Annotated in this window: 16 protein-coding genes; 5 read left to right on the top strand and 11 right to left on the bottom strand. The window is 41.7% G+C overall.

Annotated features, from left to right (window positions below; all coding sequences use genetic code 11):
* Positions 1–40: 40 nt before the first annotated feature.
* On the bottom strand, positions 41–787 hold the full coding sequence (locus P3L44_RS05635) for a Slam-dependent surface lipoprotein (RefSeq protein ID WP_140171138.1): 747 nt from the start codon (positions 785–787) through the stop codon (positions 41–43).
* Positions 788–1,269: 482 nt separating this feature from the next.
* Here P3L44_RS05635 and P3L44_RS05640 point away from each other — a divergent pair, with 482 nt between their 5' ends.
* Both P3L44_RS05640 and P3L44_RS05645 read left to right on the top strand, forming a co-directional pair.
* Complete coding sequence (locus P3L44_RS05640) at positions 1,270–1,893, top strand: SDR family oxidoreductase (protein WP_272662077.1); 624 nt, start codon at positions 1,270–1,272, stop codon at positions 1,891–1,893.
* A gap of 139 nt (positions 1,894–2,032) precedes the next feature.
* Positions 2,033–2,227, top strand: coding sequence for a hypothetical protein (locus tag P3L44_RS05645; protein WP_228676962.1), 195 nt, complete (start codon positions 2,033–2,035; stop codon positions 2,225–2,227).
* A gap of 99 nt (positions 2,228–2,326) precedes the next feature.
* Here P3L44_RS05645 and torD read toward each other — a convergent pair whose 3' ends face one another.
* From torD to torC, 3 genes are read right to left on the bottom strand one after another with little or no spacing between them, the layout of a single operon-like run.
* Positions 2,327–2,941 carry a molecular chaperone TorD gene (gene torD, locus P3L44_RS05650; RefSeq protein WP_140171133.1) on the bottom strand — a complete coding sequence of 205 codons (615 nt, stop codon included), beginning with the start codon at positions 2,939–2,941 and terminating at the stop codon, positions 2,327–2,329.
* Positions 2,938–5,484, bottom strand: coding sequence for a trimethylamine-N-oxide reductase TorA (gene torA / locus P3L44_RS05655; protein ID WP_140171131.1), 2,547 nt, complete (start codon positions 5,482–5,484; stop codon positions 2,938–2,940). Before torA ends, torD begins: the two co-directional genes overlap by 4 nt.
* A complete protein-coding gene (torC, locus tag P3L44_RS05660) occupies positions 5,474–6,652 on the bottom strand; it encodes a pentaheme c-type cytochrome TorC (protein ID WP_140171129.1) in 1,179 nt (392 codons plus the stop codon). Before torC ends, torA begins: the two co-directional genes overlap by 11 nt.
* Positions 6,653–6,788: 136 nt before the next feature.
* Here torC and torR point away from each other — a divergent pair, with 136 nt between their 5' ends.
* A complete protein-coding gene (torR, locus tag P3L44_RS05665; protein ID WP_004262356.1) occupies positions 6,789–7,490 on the top strand; it encodes a two-component system response regulator TorR in 702 nt (233 codons plus the stop codon).
* Here torR and torT read toward each other — a convergent pair.
* Entirely contained in the window at positions 7,463–8,494 is a 1,032-nt protein-coding gene (torT, locus tag P3L44_RS05670; protein ID WP_094961310.1) for a TMAO reductase system periplasmic protein TorT, read from the bottom strand. The two genes, torR and torT, sit on opposite strands and share 28 nt — an antisense overlap.
* Before the next feature lie 84 nt (positions 8,495–8,578).
* On the opposite strand from torT, the gene torS reads away from it, so the two are divergent.
* Positions 8,579–11,332, top strand: a complete 2,754-nt coding sequence (gene torS, locus P3L44_RS05675) for a TMAO reductase system sensor histidine kinase/response regulator TorS (RefSeq protein ID WP_272662078.1) — start codon at positions 8,579–8,581, stop codon at positions 11,330–11,332.
* 51 nt (positions 11,333–11,383) lie between these two features.
* On the opposite strand, the gene cfa is transcribed toward torS, so the two are convergent.
* The 4 genes from cfa to P3L44_RS05695 all read right to left on the bottom strand — a co-directional run bounded on the left by cfa (position 11,384) and on the right by P3L44_RS05695 (position 16,597).
* Positions 11,384–12,547: a cyclopropane fatty acyl phospholipid synthase gene (cfa, locus tag P3L44_RS05680; protein ID WP_272662079.1), complete on the bottom strand. Its 1,164-nt coding sequence runs from the start codon at positions 12,545–12,547 to the stop codon at positions 11,384–11,386.
* A 471-nt stretch (positions 12,548–13,018) separates the two neighbouring features.
* Complete coding sequence (locus P3L44_RS05685) at positions 13,019–14,311, bottom strand: cytosine deaminase (protein WP_140171125.1); 1,293 nt, start codon at positions 14,309–14,311, stop codon at positions 13,019–13,021.
* Positions 14,304–15,551 carry a cytosine permease gene (gene codB, locus P3L44_RS05690; RefSeq protein WP_004262339.1) on the bottom strand — a complete coding sequence of 416 codons (1,248 nt, stop codon included), beginning with the start codon at positions 15,549–15,551 and terminating at the stop codon, positions 14,304–14,306. The genes P3L44_RS05685 and codB overlap by 8 nt, the downstream gene beginning before the upstream one ends.
* Positions 15,552–15,712: 161 nt before the next feature.
* Complete coding sequence (locus P3L44_RS05695; RefSeq protein WP_112307331.1) at positions 15,713–16,597, bottom strand: LysR family transcriptional regulator; 885 nt, start codon at positions 16,595–16,597, stop codon at positions 15,713–15,715.
* Between the two features lie 101 nt (positions 16,598–16,698).
* Between P3L44_RS05695 and P3L44_RS05700 the strand changes: the two genes are divergently transcribed.
* Complete coding sequence (locus P3L44_RS05700; protein ID WP_004262335.1) at positions 16,699–17,142, top strand: PACE efflux transporter; 444 nt, start codon at positions 16,699–16,701, stop codon at positions 17,140–17,142.
* 69 nt (positions 17,143–17,211) lie between these two features.
* Here P3L44_RS05700 and dbpA read toward each other — a convergent pair whose 3' ends face one another.
* Together dbpA and P3L44_RS05710 are read right to left on the bottom strand one after the other, a co-directional pair.
* Complete coding sequence (gene dbpA / locus P3L44_RS05705; RefSeq protein ID WP_004262330.1) at positions 17,212–18,585, bottom strand: ATP-dependent RNA helicase DbpA; 1,374 nt, start codon at positions 18,583–18,585, stop codon at positions 17,212–17,214.
* 216 nt (positions 18,586–18,801) lie between these two features.
* Positions 18,802–20,241 (bottom strand): YfcC family protein, encoded by a 1,440-nt coding sequence (locus P3L44_RS05710; RefSeq protein WP_272662080.1) that lies wholly within the window; start codon positions 20,239–20,241, stop codon positions 18,802–18,804.
* Positions 20,242–20,257: the final 16 nt, after the last annotated feature.

Raw genomic sequence — 20,257 nt, forward strand, 5'->3', positions numbered from 1 at the left:
GCGTGATGCTTTGTTGCGGCCACCGAGATTGATCTACGGGTTACTGGGAAATATTCCCACGGCTTCCCCCAAAGGCCATATCTTTACTGTGGTCGCTAAATTCAGTTACCCCAGCAATATGTTTAGCTTGGTCGCCAAAAAAGTGGCCGCGGGTTTCACCTAATGCGCCATTAAGTGTCGCATCTCCTGCGAAGGTCGCATTATTTTTAATGGTGGCATCAATATTCGTTGCACCAATATTCCCTGCTAAAGATTTAGTACCAAAGTTAGCTGTCAGGGTACCTGCGGCCATTGCGCCTCCGTTATATTGGCTTATTCCTTTAACAGAGTATTCAGCAGTGCCCGCTGTTGGCATATTGGTGGTGATGTCTTTACCTGAGTAGTAAGCCGTGTGTGTGGCGTCATTAACTTGCCCTGTCGATGACCATTCACCGAAGTACACCTCAGCATCCGCGACTTTGGCAAAGTTAAATACGCCCATTTTGTTATGTGAACCAGGGCTATTAGGCATGGAAATCACATGCGCTTCATTTCCCTGTTTTTTTGGCGCCATTTTTGTTAGTCCTGAGAATGAAATGATTTTTCCACCATATACAGTTTGCACACCAATACCGGGATCACCGATAGCGCCGGCATGGCCACCACCAGTGCCTTCTGTTTTACCAACGCGTATGGAAGGTTCATTTGGATTGAAAGATTGGCTTTGGTCAAAACCGACTTCAGCAGAAGCGGCAAAAGTGACCCCACTAGTGGCGAATGCTAGGGCGATAATAGTTAACTTTTTCATCGAAATACTCCATTTTTATTAAAGATATTAACGATACTATTGATTAGGAAATTATTATTTCGCATATATATGGCGGTAGGTATTAAATCAAATAATAATATAAATGCAAATGATAATTCTTCGCATTAACATTGAAATTATTATGGGTATCAATAGGATGGTAGTATTTCGTTCATTGTTAGTTGTTGATATTACGATTTATTTTTGTAATTAATTTGTTGGTTTATCAATTTTTATGATAAGTATTTTTTAACGAAAAAGTTAAACTAGTCACATTTTAATGTGTTTGATTAAAAGAATTACATAAAAAACATTAAAGTTAGTGTTGTTTATTGTTTCATCATCGGTGCTAGTCAATGGCGGGCTAAATAAATTAAAATAGCAAATGAAAATAAGGCGTATTATCATTAATGGTGTGGTAATTTAGTTTTTACCGATCACTATTAGATTAATATTTACTCAAAATGCTAAGGGATAAAGTAATGGCACCATGGTTAATTTTTGGCGCTGGTGGAAAAGGTGTTGGCCATCAGATTGCTCAGTTGGCAATAGCAGAGAAACATCCTGTCATCGCAGTTGTACGTAATAGGCAATCTGCAGCAGCGTTAGAGGCTGTAGGGGGGCAAGTTTTCATCGGCGATGCTTGTGATAGCGAGGTGGTTAAAGCTGCATGCCATGCCGCAGGAACAAATGCCACAGTTATTTCAACCATGGGAGGTACGCAAGATTATTTAGCTCACCGTACGGTGATTGATTGTGCCGAGCAAGCGGGTATATCTCGCATGGTGTTAGTTACGTCATTAGGCTGTGGAGATTCATGGCCTTATTTATCTGCTCGGTCACGCGCTGCGTTTGGTCAGGCAGTGAGAGAAAAATCCCTTGCGGAATCATGGCTACAAACTAGCTCGTTAGATTATGTGATTGTTCGCCCTGGTGGGTTATTACATGGTGAACCAACGGGAAAAGCAGTTCTTCAACAAGAGGTTGAAGTTCATGGTTTAGTGATGCGCGCGGATGTTGCTTCACATGTTTACCAGTTGGCTAAGCAAGGGGAATTGAAAAAACAAATTTATAGTGTGGTACAACCCGGTCTGACCCCCTCTTAATAAAACCAAAGTTTTTTTGCATAGTGACAACGACATCATAACTATCCTCAATTATTTGTTTATTGCCTTAGACTCGCATAATTTTGAACAAGTTATTCAAGTTTTAGGGGAACAAACAGAAAAGCATAAGGAGACAATCATGAATATTGCACAACGATTGCAAGATAAAGGACGACAAGAAGGACGACAAGAAGGGCTGCAGGAAGGATTTCAAAAAGGCAAAGAAGAGGCAAATATAACAACGGCGCGGAATCTTTTGGAACAAGGAGTTAGTATTGAGATAATAATGAAAAGCACTGGGCTGAGCCGTGAAAAACTTATTTCTTTACAGTAACTCAGGTGTTATGACTCAGATTTAAAAGGGATATTATTTATCAATATCCCTTTATTTAATAATAGTTGAATAATATATAAATTATTTAAATGGCATCTGCTAGGTTTGCTTATCCCATTGAACTAGTGCTAACGACAGTTGACTCAAAGCGGCATAAAAACCAAACTCATCATACCGTTGGCAATTTTGGCTAAATATTGGTAGCCATTGCAGTAAAAGTGACAAGGTTTTTAGGCGCAATTGCCTTACTTTTTCTTGGTCCAAATGGGCTTCATTTAATGAAAAATGTAAGTGACTTAATAGCTCTAAAAAAATTGAAATATGATCAGAAGGCTCTCTAAATGCCTCATTAGTTTCCATTCCAGCCTCGGCTAATAAGTACTTAATTTGTTCATTACCTTGCTCACAGTTTGGATAAACTGAGGCGTAAGGTAAAGCTGATTGCTTATCAGACATTAAAAATAAGCTACAGAAGTCGGCGGCTAATTCGAGCTGAGCATCATTTCGCATCATTAGCGCTTTGATTTTTGTTTTAACCTCTTGAATTAGCGAAGTTAAAACAGGTTCCTGCTCGATAGTCGTAAACCAATCCATCATTTCGCTAGATTGAATCTGTGCTAACGTTGCATTATCTAATTCACGTGAGAACAATTGTGCTAGCCATGCATAAACACATGCTATTTGTTCTGGCGACAAAGTGATTTGTTTTGTCATTTGTTCACCTGTGATGCAGGAACATATTCACATTGAGCAACCATTTCAATTGGCCCATCGAATGCATTGACGTTATCCACTTGTCCTGTGTATTTTTCTATCTCCACTAAGGTGGTATGTGCGCTGGTGGCCTGCGCTAATTGAGAGGTTCCAATATCAAGCGTTAATACGTTTGGGTTTCCGTATTTGCACAGGGAATTGATTTCTCCACCCTTAGTCGGGTCATACCAAGCTCCTTCATGGATACGAGCAACGCCTTCTGTATATAAGTCAGAAACTACGGCTCCTGCTAACACTTGCCCGCGGTCGTTGAAAACACGAACAATATCACCATTTTGTATGCCTCTAGCTTTCGCATCTTGAGGGCTAATAAAGACCGGCTCTTTGCCACTCACAGAATAATATTGACGTAATACAGGGGATTCGCACAATTGTGAGTGTAAACGAAAATCGGGATGTGCGGATTGCAAATGTAGTGGCCATTTTTTTGAACCTGGACCACCATGAGAGCGTTCTGCTTTTTCGAACCACATTGGGTGACCTTGGCAATCATCATATTGCATATCAGCAATAGTTTTTGAGTAAATTTCAATTAAACCACTCGGTGTCCCTAAAGGTTCTAAGTCGGGATCTTCCCTAAATGCTTGATGACGAACAAACATTTGTGGATGTTCAAATTCCACATAGCCTTCTTTTTCCCAGAACGTATCGAAGGAGGGTAAATGGATACCACGGCCTTTTCCTTGTTGGCTGCCTTCTTGCCAAATGCGTTTTATCCAACCCATTTCGTCCAAACCTTCAGTAAAGGCTTCTTCACGACCAAAACGGCGGCATAGGTCACGTAAAATATCGAAGTCATTACGTGACTCAAACTGCGGTTCAACGAGTTGTTTCATCGCAATAATTCCACGATTTGAATGGTTACCGTATTGGTCAAGGTCATTACGTTCAAATTGTGTGGTTGCCGGCAATACGATATCGGCAAAACGACAGGTGGATGTCCATTGATTATCAATAGAGACAACCGTTTCTAGTTTGCGCCAACCTTCAATAATACGGTTAATTTGTTGGTGGCGGTGGAATGGGTTGGTTCCAGCAAACACACACATTTTTAGTGGAGGTAATTTAACTGCTTTACCGTTCCAGTTGATTGTTTTTCCTGGTTCTAAAATAGCATCAATAAAACGAGCAATAGGAATGGTGCTGCTGTAGCCTTTGTAGTCATTGTTATCATGAATAGGTGGCACTTTGGTTGAGCCGGAAAAACCACTTAAAATAATTCCCTGGCGGCTTGGGGTTCCTGCTCCATTATAGTGCCAACCGAAGCCAAATCCTCCACCCGGTAAGCCAATCTGACCTAACATCGCAGCCAAAACGACAATCATCCAAGACCATTGTTCACCATGTTGCATGCGTTGAACGCACCAACCTGCAATGATTTGGGTTCTATTTGCTGCCATTTGGCGGGCTAAGGCTTGGATTGTGCCGGCATCAATGCCACAAATTTCAGACGCCCATTGTGCATCTTTGGGTTGTCCATCTGTTTTTCCCATTAAGTAGGGAACAAATTGCTCGAAACCAACACAATATTCTTTTAAGAAGGTTTTATCATGCAAGTTTTCACTGTAAAGCGTGTGGGCGATGGCTAATTGCAGTGGAACATCCGCTTGCGGGTTAATTGCAATATGCTGAACATTGGTACGCCCAAGGTAATCATGAGTAGAGGTGATTATAGGGTCGATACTGATGACTTTTATCTCGCCACTAGCAGCTTTCTCTTTCAGTTGTTCATAATATTCATAAACGTCATGATCAGGACACCACCAGTTAGCTTGTTGGTTTTTAATCAGGTCAGAGCCCCATAATACGATGGTTTTACTATTTTTAAGGACTAGCGGCCAAGAGGTTTGTTGTTCATAAACCTCCATTGACCCGACAACTCGAGGTAAAATTACTTGTGCAGCACCCGTTGAGTAGTCTCCGCCAGTACTGACACTATTACCGTGCAGCGCAATGGCGCGGGCTAACATACCTGAAGCGTTGTGAAGCATCCCTGTCGATTGCCAGCCATTTGCAGTAAGTAATCCACTTGGTCCATAAGTTGTTTGAATACGTTCTAATTCTTGATAGAACAAATCAAGGGCCTCATCCCAAGAAACACGTACGAAGCGGTTATCACCTCGTTGTGAGGTGTCACTTAAATGGCGTTTACGTAGCCAGTCAACACGCACCATTGGGTAACGGATACGGGCAGTGCCATGCACATGGTCAGGCAATCCTGCAATCATTTTTGATGGAAATTTATCGTGTTCAAAGGGTTTTGCTTCGATAAAACGACCATCAACTACGGTAGCGCGAATTGCGCCCCAGTGTGACCCAGTTAGAATGCCTTCTTGTACCATCGCAGTTTGTTCTCCAGCTGTTGCAGCGTTAGCCTTACGTGGTGTTAATAGGGAAGGGCCTAACATACCCGCAACAGTGAGCCCGCCAAGCTGGAACAAAAAGTGTCGACGAGAAGCTTGAAAAGTTGGATTATTTTTCATTCTGTACTCCGTTATCACCGTGTGAAGATCCTGCGGTATCAGATGCATTCATTTGTAAGTATTTCAATAAGGTACGCTCTTCTCGCTTATCTAAACTGGTAAAGCCAATCATACCGTTTAATGTGCCTATCCAACCGTTAGCATCAAAGTGAGCAATATCTGGCGCGCCATGGCATTGATTACAAGAACCGTTATATAAAGAGTCTGCATAAGCCCATATCGGTTTGATATCATTGACCATATCACCTTGCTGCATCCATGCAGTCGCTTGCAGTTTGCTCCATGACGTATCTGTTGCAGCGACGACGGTACTTTCTAAATTTTTCACATTTTCTTGAACATCACCACGTATCGAAGCTACGAAAATTCGCTTGCCGGGGAATTCAGATAGAACTCGTTGGCGACCATCGGTTTCTGTCCACCCTGTGATTTCAACTTGTAGCCAATCGCCATCACGTTTTAGGACTTTCACCTCTGAGGCTGGAAGTAACGAGCCAGCGGGGTCTTTATCCCCTTTATTGGCATAAAGAGGTTTAATATCAAGTGAATAAAGAATATCAGCATCACTACTTGCTTTCGCTCTTAACTCATCAAATTGTTTACGAAAGCCACTGCTCATATCGGGTAATTGATGGGCAATCCCTTTATGGCAGTCAATACATGACTGATTTTCTTTCGCAGCGATTTGCATTTGGCGAGCTGCTTCTGGATTTTGTTTGGCGTGGTCCATCGAGTCATAATCATGGCAAGAGCGACAAGTAGCAGAATTATTTTCTTTCATGCGAGCCCACTCGCGTTCCGCAAGTTCGGCACGTTTGGCTTCAAATTTTTCTGGGGTATCTATCGAGTGAGCAATAAATGTTTGATAAATATCATTGCTTGCTTCGAGTTTCCGTTTAATCATGCCTGGAAGGTCGGAGGGAATATGGCAGTCATGGCATTCTGCGCGTACGCCAGATGCATTTTGGAAATGTACCGATTGTTTATATTCTTCGTAAACGGGTTCCATGCTATGGCAACTGACACAAAACTCAGTGGTGCTAGTCACTTTCATCCCAACATGGGGGACAACGATTAACGCAACACCTACTGCAATCCCGACAACGATTAACGTTAGCATTGACCAACGAGCACTTGGTTTTCGCAACGCTCTCCAGAGTTTCCGCATAATAGCCCCTGTAATTATATGGTTTAATACAGGCGATCTTATTGAGTTAATATGAATAGCGGTACTAGTCAGAATGAACAGCTTACGGCAAGATATGAGCAAATATGAACAGATATGAACAGAAGAGAGTATATCAATGACATCACATCATATTGTGGTTGTTGAAGATGAACCCGTTACTCAGGCTCGCTTACAGGCTTACTTTGAGCAAGAAGGGTATCGTGTTTCTGTAACGGGGAATGGCGCGGGGCTACGCGAAATTATGGACCAGCAAGCCGTTGACTTGATTCTGTTGGATATTAATTTACCAGATGAAAACGGGTTAATGTTAACAAGGGCACTACGTGAGCGTTTCACGGTAGGAATTATTTTAGTCACAGGTCGCTGTGACCAAATTGACCGTATTGTGGGTTTAGAAATGGGAGCCGATGACTATGTTACTAAGCCCTTGGAACTCAGGGAATTAGTCGTTCGCGTTAAAAATTTACTTTGGCGAATTGACCTTGCTAAGCCTTCGCAAGCTCAAGTTGTTTCACAAGATAATTGTTATCAGTTTGCTGGCTATTGCCTAAATGTTTCGATGCATACGCTCGAATTTGAACATCAGGCTATCAAACTCACACGGGCTGAATATGAAATGCTAGTGGCTTTTGTGACGAACCCGCGGGAGATTTTAAGCCGAGAACGTCTTTTACGTATGTTATCTGCCCGACGAGTTGATAACCCTGACTTACGTACCATAGATGTACTTATTCGCCGTTTACGCCATAAAATCAAAGCGGATTTATTAGTGACTCAGCATGGTGAAGGCTATTTTTTAGCCGCCGATGTATATTGATATACGGGCCTAAAGCCTCCTGGAGATAATGAGTTGCGTAAGTGTTCACTATCTGCGTTTTGTTGGGTAAGCACTAAAATCGGCGGGCTTATATTGTTTGGAACCGGCTGCTTTTGTAGTACTTTGATGGCTTGTTCAATCACTAGCTCACCTTGCCAAACCATTTGGTCGCTGGCAGCCATAATAATTCGGCCTCTTTTTAACCCGCGGTAGACTTGGTGAGAAAGGTAAAAAGAGACAATATTCAATGGGTTCGTTAAGTTTCGGCCTTCACCCATTGCGGCCTCAGCAGCAATAGCAGTGCCAACGACGACATCGACATCAGGGTTACGCTCTAACATTTCATGTAATAGATTGCGTTGAACCTCAAGGTCGTTATCTCCTTGCGCCACATCCACAATTTGTACTTGGCTACCTGCAATAGCTTCTCGGAATCCTTGCTCCATTTCATGGCTGCCTCCGGCATTTAATGGGCCAGGCATAAGTAAAACTTTCAATGGCTTACCTTGACTCCATTGGACTAAATAGCGCCCCGGTTGATAACCCATTTGAAACCAAGGTACACCAACGCGGGTTTTAATTGTTTTATCGTGTGTAGCATTGATGACTTCAATGACAGGCGTATTTTCTACCAGTTGGCTAAGGTTTGGAAAAGTTGTGGTGCTACTGCCTAGTAAGATGGCATCTGCTCCCCATTGTTGGCACTGTGTAATTTGCTTTTGTTGGGTTGCTAGTTGGTTATATCCACCGGCTTCTAATACGTTTAGGTCAATGCCATAGTGTTTTGCCGCTTTTTGCATTCCGTAATTAATTGATAACCAATAAGAATCTTTTAGGCTAGGATAAAGCGCACACAACTTCCATGTTTTTGTGGCGGTAACGGGATCATGTGGTTGCTGGTCAAAATGCAGTGTGTCACGCCACTGAATTAGTGAGCTATCGTGCGCCGTTGCTAGGCTCAACAACGAGTGAAATGTGAACAGTAGTAAAATCAATACACGCATGATAGCCTCACAAACCAGAAACCTTTATCCTAAATGCATTCTTGCTGCTAACTCAACCATTTTAATTTTTAGGCTAACCAAACCGTGAATTTATCACTAACTAGACGACTATGGATGGGCTTTGCGTTGATGGCTGCATTGACCTTTATTAGCACCCTTGTGGGGTGGTACAACTTACGTTTTGTTAGCCAAGTTGAACAGGCCAACACCGAGGCTCTGATCCCAACCATGAATATGGCAAGGCAACTGAGTGAAGCGAGCGCTTGGGAGCTATTTTCTGCACAAAATCTCACAAATGCAGATAGCGAAAGTATTTGGTTAGCACAAGGACGAATGTTAACGGCGCAAAGCCTTAAAATCACTAATTTACTGAAAATATTAAGAGAACAAGGCTTTAATACACAAAATATTGAACAACAAGAAAAAGAAATTGCTCAGTCATTAAGCCAACAGGGTGAATTAGTTGGGCAGCGGTTAAAACTGCGCGCAGAGCAGCAACAATTAAGGCAGCAGATAATTACAGCGGCGGGAGATATCGCCCAAAAGGCACATGGTCAGGCAAACAATGCCGCCACCTCAGCGGGAGCAACTCAAGTCAGTATTTACGACCTTATTGAAAGGAAACAAGGGGAACAAGCACAACAAGCCCTTGATCAACTAATTGATATTGACCTTGAATATGCCAGCCAAATGAATGAGCTTCGATTAAGCGCGATGCGTGTACAGCAAATGGTACTTAATTTAGGTTCAAACCAGCCCCACCGCAATATGGCCGAATTAGAAAAACAGTTGAATTCTGCAGTTAAAATCTTACAACGTCGGCAAAAATATATTGAAGACCCTGCAGTGCGAGGCCAAGTAGAAAACGCGTTAAATAGCGTGAAGCGCTATACCGAGTTAATCGCGTTGTACCGGAAAGATAACGACATCACAACACGTTTACAGATTTTATCACAAAATAATATTGACCAATTTGCACGTTTTAGTAGTGAAGTAGCGCAATTAGTTGACATCATTGAGCTTCGTAACCAAACCGCATTGGGACAACTTAAACAAGCCAGTGAACGAGGGCAGAATTGGTTGTTAGCATTGAGTATTGTCTCATTACTCTCACTTATCTTGATCCTTTGGCGAGTGGTTTATCGTTTAGTGACAAAGCCGCTGGCACAGCAAACCCAAGCCCTTCAACGCTTATTAGAGGGCGATATTGACTCTGCATTTCCTGAAACTGCAGGGGTAAAAGAGCTTGATACGATTGGCCGTTTAATGGATGCATTTCGTGAAAGTGTTCATGCCTTAAATAATCAGCGTGAACAGCTAGCAGACGAAGTCAAAGCGAGGACGGCAGAATTGCGCGTGATGGTTGTTGAGCACCGCAAAGCTCGTTCTGAAGCAGAACAAGCCAATCAGGCTAAATCGGCATTTTTAGCGGCAATGAGCCATGAAATTCGCACTCCTCTTTATGGGATTTTGGGGACAGCGCAGCTGTTATTAGAAAATAAAGCACTTAACCAATATCATGATGATTTATATGCGATTACTGACTCAGGTGAATCTTTATTAGCAATTTTGAATGACATTTTGGACTACTCCGCAATTGAAGCAGGGGGACAAAATGTTTCCATCAATGATGAGCCTTTTGAGCCCAAGCCGTTATTAGAAAGTACTTTGTATTTAATGAATGCCAGTAATAAAAATAGTGCTATTCAGTTAGTTGCAGATATTGCGGATGATTTGCCGATTGCTTTACAAGGGGACCCGCTACGGATCCGACAAATTATCACGAATTTACTCAGTAATGCATTGCGCTTTACTCAAAAGGGGCAAATCACTTTGCGTAGTTGCCGTTATGGTAAATATTGGTTTATTGAAGTGGAAGACACAGGGTGTGGCATTGATAGCTCGCGATTTACTGATATTTTTAAGCCATTTGTGCAAGTAGATAGCCAGCGGGGTGGTACAGGACTTGGGCTGACAATTAGTGCAAGTCTAGCGCAAGCGATGGGAGGTGAATTGACGGTTAGTAGCCAGTTGGGGAGCGGGAGCTGCTTTCGTTTAACATTGCCGCTATGTATCACCTCTCATCCAGTGGGTAAATCGGCTGAGCTGCCATTAGACATGCGAGGTGTGAATTTATTACTCATAGAAGACAACCCATTGACTCAAAAAATCAGTGGAGAAATGTTAACCCGCAGTGGGGCTCAGGTAACCATTGTTGGCTCTGCTGCTGAGGCTTTGGCGACTCTACAAGCTGGTCAACAATTTACGGCGGCATTGGTGGATTTTGGCTTACCTGACATCGATGGTATCACCTTGGCTAAACAAATAGCGAAAACTTACCCTACATTGATTTTGATTGGTTTTAGTGCTCATGTGATTGATGAAACATTGCGCCAACGAACCAGCCAAGTTTTTCGCGGTATCATTCAAAAACCGGTACCAAGAGATATGTTAAATCAATTAATTGTTAAATATATTTCAGGTGGTGAATATACATTGTCTGATTCTGGTGTTCAGGGAGAAGTTATAAATTTACAACAACTTGCCAGTGATGCCGAATTAATGGGATTCCAGAAAATTCGCGAATGGGTGAGTATTTTTAAACAACATTCCTTGCCTTTGCTCGATCAAATTGACATTGCACGAGCAGAAAGTAACGCAGAACAAATAAAGCGCCTTGCTCACCAGTTAAAAAGCAGTTGTGCCAGTTTGGGAATGCAAAATGCAGTACAAAGCTGCGTATTATTAGAACAGCAGCCAATGGCGGATACCCAATTGAAGGATGATATCCAGCAAGGCTTACGGGCTATTGATCAATGGTTGAATAAAATACATTGACTCTTTAACTAGCCCGTAAGGTTAACAAAGATATATATTCAGGACAAAAGCTTAGCGAGCAACCCGTAGGCCCCCGGTCACACCTTGTGGGCTCCAAAGTATTTGCCATAATTGAATATCTCTCGCTCTAAATGCACCTGCACAAGCATTTAAATAATAAGAAAACATGCGTTTGAAGCGAGGCGTATAATTATCTTCGAGCTCTGACCAAGCCGCTTGAAAACGGGAATACCACGCCATAAGTGTATGGTCATAATCTGCACCAAAATTATGCCAATCTTCCATGACCAGTTTGCCTTCGCTGGTTTCGCCAATATTTTGTACAGACGGTAGGCAGCCGTTTGGAAAAATATACTTGTTAGTCCATGGGTCGACATTTACTTTATTTTGATTAGAGCCAATGGTGTGAAGTAAAAACAAACCATTAGTTTTTAAATTGCGTTGAATAACATCAAAGTAAGTCGCATAGTTTTTAGGCCCGACATGCTCAAACATGCCTACAGAGACAATACGGTCAAATTGGTCGTTGAGATTCCGATAATCGTCTAATTTAATATCGACATCTAAGCCTGCACAGCGAGCTTGAGCATATTTTTGTTGCTCAGCGGAAATAGTGACACCCGTGACAGAAACTCCATAGTTTTTTGCTGCATAGGCAGCGAGCCCGCCCCATCCACAGCCGATATCCAGTAATCGCATACCTGGTTTTAATTGCAGTTTTTCGCAGATTAAATTTAATTTTTGTTCTTGAGCAAGAGGGAGGTTTTCAGGAACCGTTTCTAAACCTTTCCAGTAGCCGCAAGAATATTGCATATAAGGGTCGAGCATCAGGGAAAATAAGTCATTCCCGAGGTCGTAATGTTCTTCTCCAACAATGCGAGCTCGTTTTAGGGTTTGTAAATTGCGAACGCGTGCGACAGCAATTTTCAATGTATCACTGAAATTATGAGGTATTTTTTTATCGAGCTTATGGCGTAATACATGTTGGAAAAATATGTCTAAACGTTCGCAATCCCACCAACCATCCATATAGCTTTCACCTAATCCTAATGAGCCTTGTTGTAGTACTCGTTTAAAGAATTGGTGGTTGTGAACTTGAATATCGAAAGGGCGGGAGCCATTAATTTTAATACCAGCTTCACTTAATAATTCAGCAGCAATGCGTTGCCAAGAATCGATAGTATTTTTTTGGTTAACGACTTGTTCAGTACTCATCTGATCTCCAATTTTTTTCAAAGTGGGATTCAGAGAACTTTATTTGTGACGTATTCGCGGTACAGCAAAACAGGAATATTGGCCACCGCTGCATGACAGTCAGTGTATTAGCGTTATTGTTGCTATAAATAAAGCTCAAATCCAGTTTCAGATAACTCTCTAAAAAATATAAAACGTTCGCATTGAATTTCAATAGAAATTGCGCTTAATACTTAGAAATGGCACTTATAACCAAAAAAGGAGTTCTTATAAGACGTTTATTTGCTCACCAAAGCTTTCAAGCTCTGCAATAAGTATTGGATTAAGTCTAGTATATAGGAATGAATTTTGTGTAAGAAATACGTCATTAGTTGCTTTTTATCCGATTAAGATTAGTTCTTCGGGCTGGTTTTATTTAAATTAATGATGAGCTATAAGACAATTGGCTCACCTACTGTTGTAGAGAGCCATTTTGGAATTAAAAATTAATGGTTAGATTTTTGGAGTATATCCATAACGGATTGTTTCCGTTTGTTCTAAATGAATTTGGGTTACCGCAGGTTGGGTATTGGCAATCACCTGACCATCACGAACCGAATAACGTACAGGAACTTGACGGCGCACGGCATCGAAGCCATTTTCTGCAGGTAAAATCAATAAACTAGCGCGTTTTCCTTCATTCACACCATAATCTTGCAAGTTCAACGTACGTGCGCTGTACTCACTAATCAGTTTCAGCCCATCATTGATTTGCTGGTAACCCATTAATTGGCAAACATGTAACCCCATATGCAGGACTTGCAGCATATTAGCTGTACCAAGTGGGTACCAAGGGTCAAAAACATCATCGTGGCCGAAGCAGACATTAATATCTGCGGCTAGCATCTCTTTCACACGCGTAATCCCACGGCGTTTGGGATAAGTATCAAAGCGGCCTTGTAAGTGAATATTCACTAGCGGGTTAGCCACAAAGTTAATCCCAGACATTTTTAGCAGACGAAATAAACGGGAAGTATAAGCGCCATTGTATGAATGCATCGCAGTAGTATGGCTTGCCGTGACGCGAGAACCCATCCCCTGTGCATGTGCTAGCGCTGCGACAGTTTCCACAAAGCGGGATTGTTCATCATCGATTTCATCACAGTGGACATCAATCAAACGGTCATATTTTTGTGCTAAAGCGAACGTTTTATGGAGTGATTCTACACCATACTCACGAGTAAATTCGAAATGTGGAATAGCACCAACGACATCGGCTCCAAGGCGTAGTGCTTCTTCTAACAAGGCTTCGCCATTTGGATAAGACAAAATACCTTCTTGTGGAAAAGCAACAATTTGCACATCAACCCAAGGCGCGATTTCTTGTTTTACTTCTAACATCGCTTTCAGTGCGGTTAATGTTGGGTCTGACACATCCACATGGGTGCGAACATGTTGAATACCATTGGCAATTTGCCATTTAAGGGTTTGCCACGCGCGGTTTTTAACATCCTCGTGGGTAAGCATCGCTTTGCGCTCCGCCCAACGTTCAATGCCTTCAAAGAGTGTTCCAGACTGGTTCCAGCTTGGTTGCCCAGCGGTTTGAGTAGTATCCAAGTGAATGTGTGGCTCAACGAAGGGCGCGGTCACCAAACCACCTTCACCGTCTAAGCTGTTTGGCAATATTTCGCCTTCAGGTTGTGGAAGGATAGCTTGAATTTTTTGGTTGTCGATATCAATACGCCACAGCCCATCACGCTCGGGTAAACGGATATTATGGATATGTTTGATAGTTTGATTAAGCACGGGTCATCTCCGAATCAGTAGTATGGCGGCGATTTAATAATGGGTTAAGGATAGCGTAACATAATGCACCACCCAGCACGGCATTGACAGGGACAATACCTGGTAACCAGTTACCTGCGATAACCCCAGCGGCAACAGCGATTAATGCACTGATGTTGACATCACGCATTTTACTGCGGTCAAAGGTTTCGTAGCGGTGACGGTACATGAGGTAGTCTGCGATGATAATTCCACCAATAGGGGGGATAGCCGCTGATAAGAAAGTTAGCCAGCCGACAAAATTATTATATAACCACAGTGCGCATAACGTTCCTACCAGTCCATTGACAATGGATAAGGTTTTGCTGGATAAGCCGGTGATATTGGCAAACCCCAAGCCTGACGCGTATAGGGCGTTATCATTAGTTGTCCAAATATTTAGACCTAAAACGATAATTGCGGGTAATAGCAAACCTTGAGCAATCATCACATCAGAGATATCTGCCATACCTAATGATGCAGCGCCAGCGGCGCCAAAGATAAACATCAATGAGTTACCAAGGAAAAAGGCAATAATAGCGACAAGTACTGCAATTTTAGGTCTTCGCCCGAAACGCACAAAATCGGCCGTTAATGTTCCTGCACTCACAAAAGAGCCTACAACCATGGCTAACGCAAGGTTAAAATCGATGGGTTTTGCGGGTACGACAGCCTGCAATGCACTCATTCCACCCATATCAGTGATAGCAAGGTAAACGGAGTAACTACCAAGTATCGCAATGGCAGGAACAGCAACGATTGACAGAACTGTAAGAGCAGAAATACCAAAAAACACAGTAACGGTCATTAAGACCCCGGAAATACCAATTAACCAGTTGATATCCCAGCCTGTTGCTTTACCAACAGGAATGGCAAACATCGCAACACCGACACCAAACCAGCCAACTTGTGTGCCGCCTAATAGGAAAGAGGGGAGCCATGAGCCTTTAATACCAAAAGAATAACGAGCAAGAAGGTGAGTGGTTAAGCCTGTTTTAGAACCAATAAAACCAAGAAATGCGGTGTAGATACCAAGAAGAAGATTACCGATAAGAACTGCGAGGAAGAAATCATGAAAATCAAGACCGGTACCGAGAGCGCCTCCGGTCCACATACTGGCGGAAAAGAACGTTAAACCTAGCATCACAAAGGTTAATGCTAGTCCGCCTTTCCGCGCTGATATGGGCACGGGGCCATGGCTATAATTTTTATCGTCAGGCACGATTGTCTCCAGTTATTTTTTTCAGGCCAAAAAAATCCGACGCATTTTATAGCCATCAAAACAAAAAGCAAACGTTTTCGTCAATGATTTAAAATAATTAATGTATTCAAGAATAATTTTATTTATGGAATTAAAAGTAGAAATAATAGATAACTTAGGGTTTAAATTGCCTTATTTTTCAGTAATTCAATGCATTCTTGAGCACCACGTTTAAGCACATGACCTTGCAAACATACCGCGTGAATAGGCAGTTTGAAGCCATTTGGGGTATTTTTAAACTCAAGGGGTTTTAGTGAGCCATCGTTCAATTTATCTTTAATTAGTGACAAAGGGAAATTTCCCCATCCCATACCACTCTCGACTAAACCGAGAGCCAAAGAAAAACTGTCTGTTTTCCAATAATTACTGGAAACTAGAATGCGTATATCACTCAATTCACGTTGGCGGCTCGCAATAATAATTTGCCGGCTTTCAACAAGGTCTTCGATATAGAGCGATGTTTTATTTTGTAAAGAGGGATGTTTAGCCGAAATGGTGGCAATAATTGATTCTTCGCCAATATAATGAAATTGCTCTTGAGAATTAACATTTAAACCGCCAAAGACAATCGCAAGGTGAATTTGTTGTTCATGTAATAACGGTAGAAGATCATCTTGAGGTGCGGTAATCAGTTCAATATGCAGTAAAGGATAACGCTGGCTTAAAATATGTAGAGCATCAAAGAGTAAATTGGCATTGATACCTGCTGCAATACCAATGGTCAATTTACTTTCGACACCTTGGGTCAACTCTAAAGAAAAAGTATTGAGTTGTGATAAATTAGCCACAATATGCCGTGCATAGGGCGCTAATGAAAGCGCTTTTTCAGTGGGTTTAGGCTCTCTAGTGTGTCTATCAAATAGTTCAAATCCAAGTTCAGCTTCTAGATTCGCCACGGCCATACTGACTGCGGATGGCACGCGTTTCAATGCTCTAGCCGCCGCAGAAAATGAGCCTTTATCTAACACGGTGAGAAAAATCGTTAGGTTGTCACTATTAAATGGCATTATTCACCTTTCAATAAAACTGATAGAAGCTGACTTTTATTATCATTGAATTATATTTATTTTACCACCTTGTTGATAATGATATTTTTGGAGGTGGGAAAATGCAGGGGATTAAACGTAAAATTGTTTTTGTCACAGCTTATGAGGTTATTGGTTGGTTAATTTCAGCGTTGGCATTGGCTTTTCTTTCCGGTAATTCAGCGGAAACAACAGGCCCATTAGCTTTAGTCATAACGACTATTGCAGTGAGCTGGAACTTTATTTTCAATACCGCATTTGAATATTGGGAATCAAAACAAAAATCACGCATTAGAACCTTTAGGCGCCGGTTTGTACACGCCATATTATTTCAATTAACGTTGGTGATTTTTTTAATTCCTTTAATTGCATGGTGGTTATCAATTAGTCTTTTACAGGCGTTAATACTCGACTTCGCCTTAATTATTTTTATCCCAATTTATACTTTCTTTTTTAATTGGGCATTTGATAAGATTTTTGGATTACCTAAATCTGCCTTGCCGCAAGAGAATAACGCCACATCATAGAAAAGTAAGAAAATTATCGAGTTTCCTTCCGTACTAACATCGTGCAGAAGGAAACTCGAATCACACATATTATTTTAATAACCTAGCCTTAACGGATTTCCCTTTAATTTTTCCTTGCTGTAAATGCTTCCAAGCTTGTACGGCAACCTCACGTTTGAGTGCGACGTAGGCATGGGTAGGGTGGATCACAATCTTGCCAATATCGGCACCATTGAGGCCAACTTCTCCGGTTAAAGCACCTAAAATATCTCCAGGACGTATTTTGGCTTTTTTACCGCCATCAAGGCATAAGGTCATCATTGTCGCTTCTAACGGAGTGACTCGTAAACCTGTCGGTTCGGTTTGCCAATTAAGCTTCATGTTTAACATTTCTTCTAGAGCATTGGCTCGTTGGGCTTCTTCTGGTGCACATAAACTAATTGCTAAACCGCTTTCACCGGCACGTGCAGTTCGGCCGATGCGGTGAACATGCACTTCAGGGTCCCATGATAATTCATAGTTAATCACCATTTCGAGAGCTTTAATATCTAATCCACGGGATGCGACATCCGTAGCCACTAACACACGGCTACTTCCGTTAGCAAAACGCACTAGAGTTTGGTCACGCTCACGTTGTTCCATGTCACCATGAAGCACTAAGACACTTTGTTTGCTGGCTGTTAAGGCATCATAAACGGCTTGGCAATCTTTCTTAGTATTACAGAAAACGACACAAGAAGCGGGTTGTTCACGGCTTAAGAGCTTTTGTAATAATTCAATTTTTTCGTGACGAGCGACTTCATAAAATTGTTGTTCAACTGCCGGGAGTTCATCAACACTATTGATTTCAATGGTTTGTGGGTTATTTTGAATTTGCTGGCTAATTCGTGCAATTTCTTCTGGCCAAGTGGCTGAAAACAATAATGTTTGTCTATTAATTGGTGCGTAATCAATTATGGTCTCAATATCTGGCATAAAGCCCATATCGAGCATTCTGTCTGCTTCGTCTAAAACTAAAGTTTGCAATGCATCAAGTTGTACTGTTTCACGATTTAAATGATCAAGTAAACGCCCCGGTGTGGCAACAATGATATGTGCTGCATGGGCAAGGGAGTCGCGTTGTACGCTGAAAGGCACACCACCGCAGAGTGTCAAAATTTTGATATTAGGGATCGCGCGAGCTAAACGGCGCAATTCATTGGCGACTTGATCTGCCAGTTCACGAGTTGGACATAAAACTAATGACTGAGTTTTAAATAATTTGGCGTCAATATGTTGTAATAAACCCAGACCAAAAGCCGCAGTTTTGCCGCTGCCCGTTTTAGCTTGTGCTCGGACGTCTTTTCCGGCAAGTATAGGGGGAAGAGCGGCAGCTTGGATCTGTGTCATGTTTAGGTAGCCTAACTCTTGTAAGTTAGTGAGTTGTTCCGCAGAAAGCGCATTTAGGTCAGCAAATGAAGTCACAATACAATCTCAAATAGAATAAAAGGCATAATAGCGCTAATAATACTATTCCTACCTTACTCTGTCTGTTTTTAATTCGGATTGTAATTGGCTACTTTATTTTTTGCTTCTAAGGATACAGCTATTGTACTTATTATTTAATTTGTGATGCCATAATTAAAAAAAGCACCACTAAGAAGCGGTGCTGAGAATATTGAATTGTTCAATATTGATGTCTTAGATAGGGCCTAAATTTGTCATTACAGCATATATTAGAGCGACAATAGAAATGGCTATCCATGTGAAGACTAACGGCCAAATAAATCTCACCCATTGTGTATAAGGAATTTTTGCCGTTGCAAGTACAGCCATTAAAATTCCAGAGGTTGGGTTAATACAGTTAACAACCCCTTCTCCAAGCAATACAGTTTGTACAGTCGTTTGGCGAGTGATTTCTAATAAATCGCCCATTGGCGTGAAAATAGGTACAAGCACTGCTGCTTCACCAGAACCTGATGAAATAAAGAAGTGCATAATTGCCGCGGTTGCGAACATGGAAAGGGCAGATAAGGTCTTCGGTAAGCCATCCATCATTGAAATAATGGCATTAACGATGGTATCTAAAATCATCCCATCAGATAATACGATAGCAATAGCACGTGCCATACCAACGATAAACGCGCCACCTACCATTCCCGCACAACCTTTTAAGAAGCCTGTTGCAATGGTATTAGGAGACATGCGGTTTAAAACACCCACGCCAACGCCTAAGATGATAAACATAGCCATCATCTCTTTTTCTCCCCAGCCCCACTCAACAGCACCGAAAATAAATCCGACTAAGCAGAATGCGCTATAGGAAAGAGTAATGACATGCAAAGCTGAAATTTTAGAGGTTTGGTGTTCGTCGGTATTAATTTCAATCTCAGGACGAATCATGCCTTTATTACGGCATTTCTTGGTATAAATCGTTAAAAATAGAATACCCGCGATAACAAATGCAATATAAATAGCCATTCTAAAACCGAGGCCGGATAACAACGGGACGTCGGCTAAACCTTGAGATAAACCCACTGTCATTGGTGCCATGATTGAGGCATTAAAGCCCGAATAAGCCGCAACATAGACTAAAGCAGCACCAAATTTGTCGTCCATTCCCACGGATTTAGCGACTAAAAGACCGATAGGAACAAATGCAATAATTGAGTTAACGACAATCCCTGTTGTCCCTAAAATAGAAAAAACGACAAAGAATATACTGATTAGTAAAAAGTCATTAAGTTTTTTACTGCGCGAGATATTATTGAGTACTTTTTTGATGGCCCCGGTTTCCTCAAGAAGATGTAAAGCACCTCCAGTGAAAATAATCAAAAAGATAATAGGAGCAGCTTTGATTAGACCATCAGCAATTGAGGTGAAAATTTGCCCTGGCAAAATACCGTGTTGTTCTGGTAAGCGCTCATAACTACCGGGAATGGTATAAGAACTAGATACTTTTGTTTCTATACCATCTTTTACCATGGTGATGACTTTTGTTTCTGATGCATATTGCCCCGCAGGAACGATCCACGTTGCAATACCTGCCAATACTAAGATGAAAAACAAAAGAACATAAGGGTTTAGACCTTCAGAACGTTTTTTAGGTGGTGTTGTTGTGTTTGTTGACATCGTTGTCATAGAGTTTCCTATTGGA

Source organism: Providencia sp. PROV175, assembly GCF_032707045.1.
GTDB classification, from domain to species: domain Bacteria; phylum Pseudomonadota; class Gammaproteobacteria; order Enterobacterales; family Enterobacteriaceae; genus Providencia; species Providencia hangzhouensis.

What these genes read in the sequence shown, in the direction of transcription:
- cfa (WP_272662079.1), bottom strand. Translation starts at nt 12,547, where the DNA reads ATGAGTACTGAACAAGTCGTTAACCAAAAAAATACTATCGATTCTTGG.
- torD (WP_140171133.1), bottom strand. Translation starts at nt 2,941, where the DNA reads ATGACAAAACAAATCACTTTGTCGCCAGAACAAATAGCATGTGTTTAT.
- torR (WP_004262356.1), top strand. Translation starts at nt 6,789, where the DNA reads ATGACATCACATCATATTGTGGTTGTTGAAGATGAACCCGTTACTCAG.
- P3L44_RS05700 (WP_004262335.1), top strand. Translation starts at nt 16,699, where the DNA reads ATGCAGGGGATTAAACGTAAAATTGTTTTTGTCACAGCTTATGAGGTT.
- P3L44_RS05710 (WP_272662080.1), bottom strand. Translation starts at nt 20,241, where the DNA reads ATGACAACGATGTCAACAAACACAACAACACCACCTAAAAAACGTTCT.
- P3L44_RS05635 (WP_140171138.1), bottom strand. Translation starts at nt 787, where the DNA reads ATGAAAAAGTTAACTATTATCGCCCTAGCATTCGCCACTAGTGGGGTC.
- P3L44_RS05640 (WP_272662077.1), top strand. Translation starts at nt 1,270, where the DNA reads ATGGCACCATGGTTAATTTTTGGCGCTGGTGGAAAAGGTGTTGGCCAT.
- P3L44_RS05695 (WP_112307331.1), bottom strand. Translation starts at nt 16,597, where the DNA reads ATGCCATTTAATAGTGACAACCTAACGATTTTTCTCACCGTGTTAGAT.
- torC (WP_140171129.1), bottom strand. Translation starts at nt 6,652, where the DNA reads ATGCGGAAACTCTGGAGAGCGTTGCGAAAACCAAGTGCTCGTTGGTCA.
- torT (WP_094961310.1), bottom strand. Translation starts at nt 8,494, where the DNA reads ATGCGTGTATTGATTTTACTACTGTTCACATTTCACTCGTTGTTGAGC.
- P3L44_RS05645 (WP_228676962.1), top strand. Translation starts at nt 2,033, where the DNA reads ATGAATATTGCACAACGATTGCAAGATAAAGGACGACAAGAAGGACGA.
- torA (WP_140171131.1), bottom strand. Translation starts at nt 5,484, where the DNA reads ATGAAAAATAATCCAACTTTTCAAGCTTCTCGTCGACACTTTTTGTTC.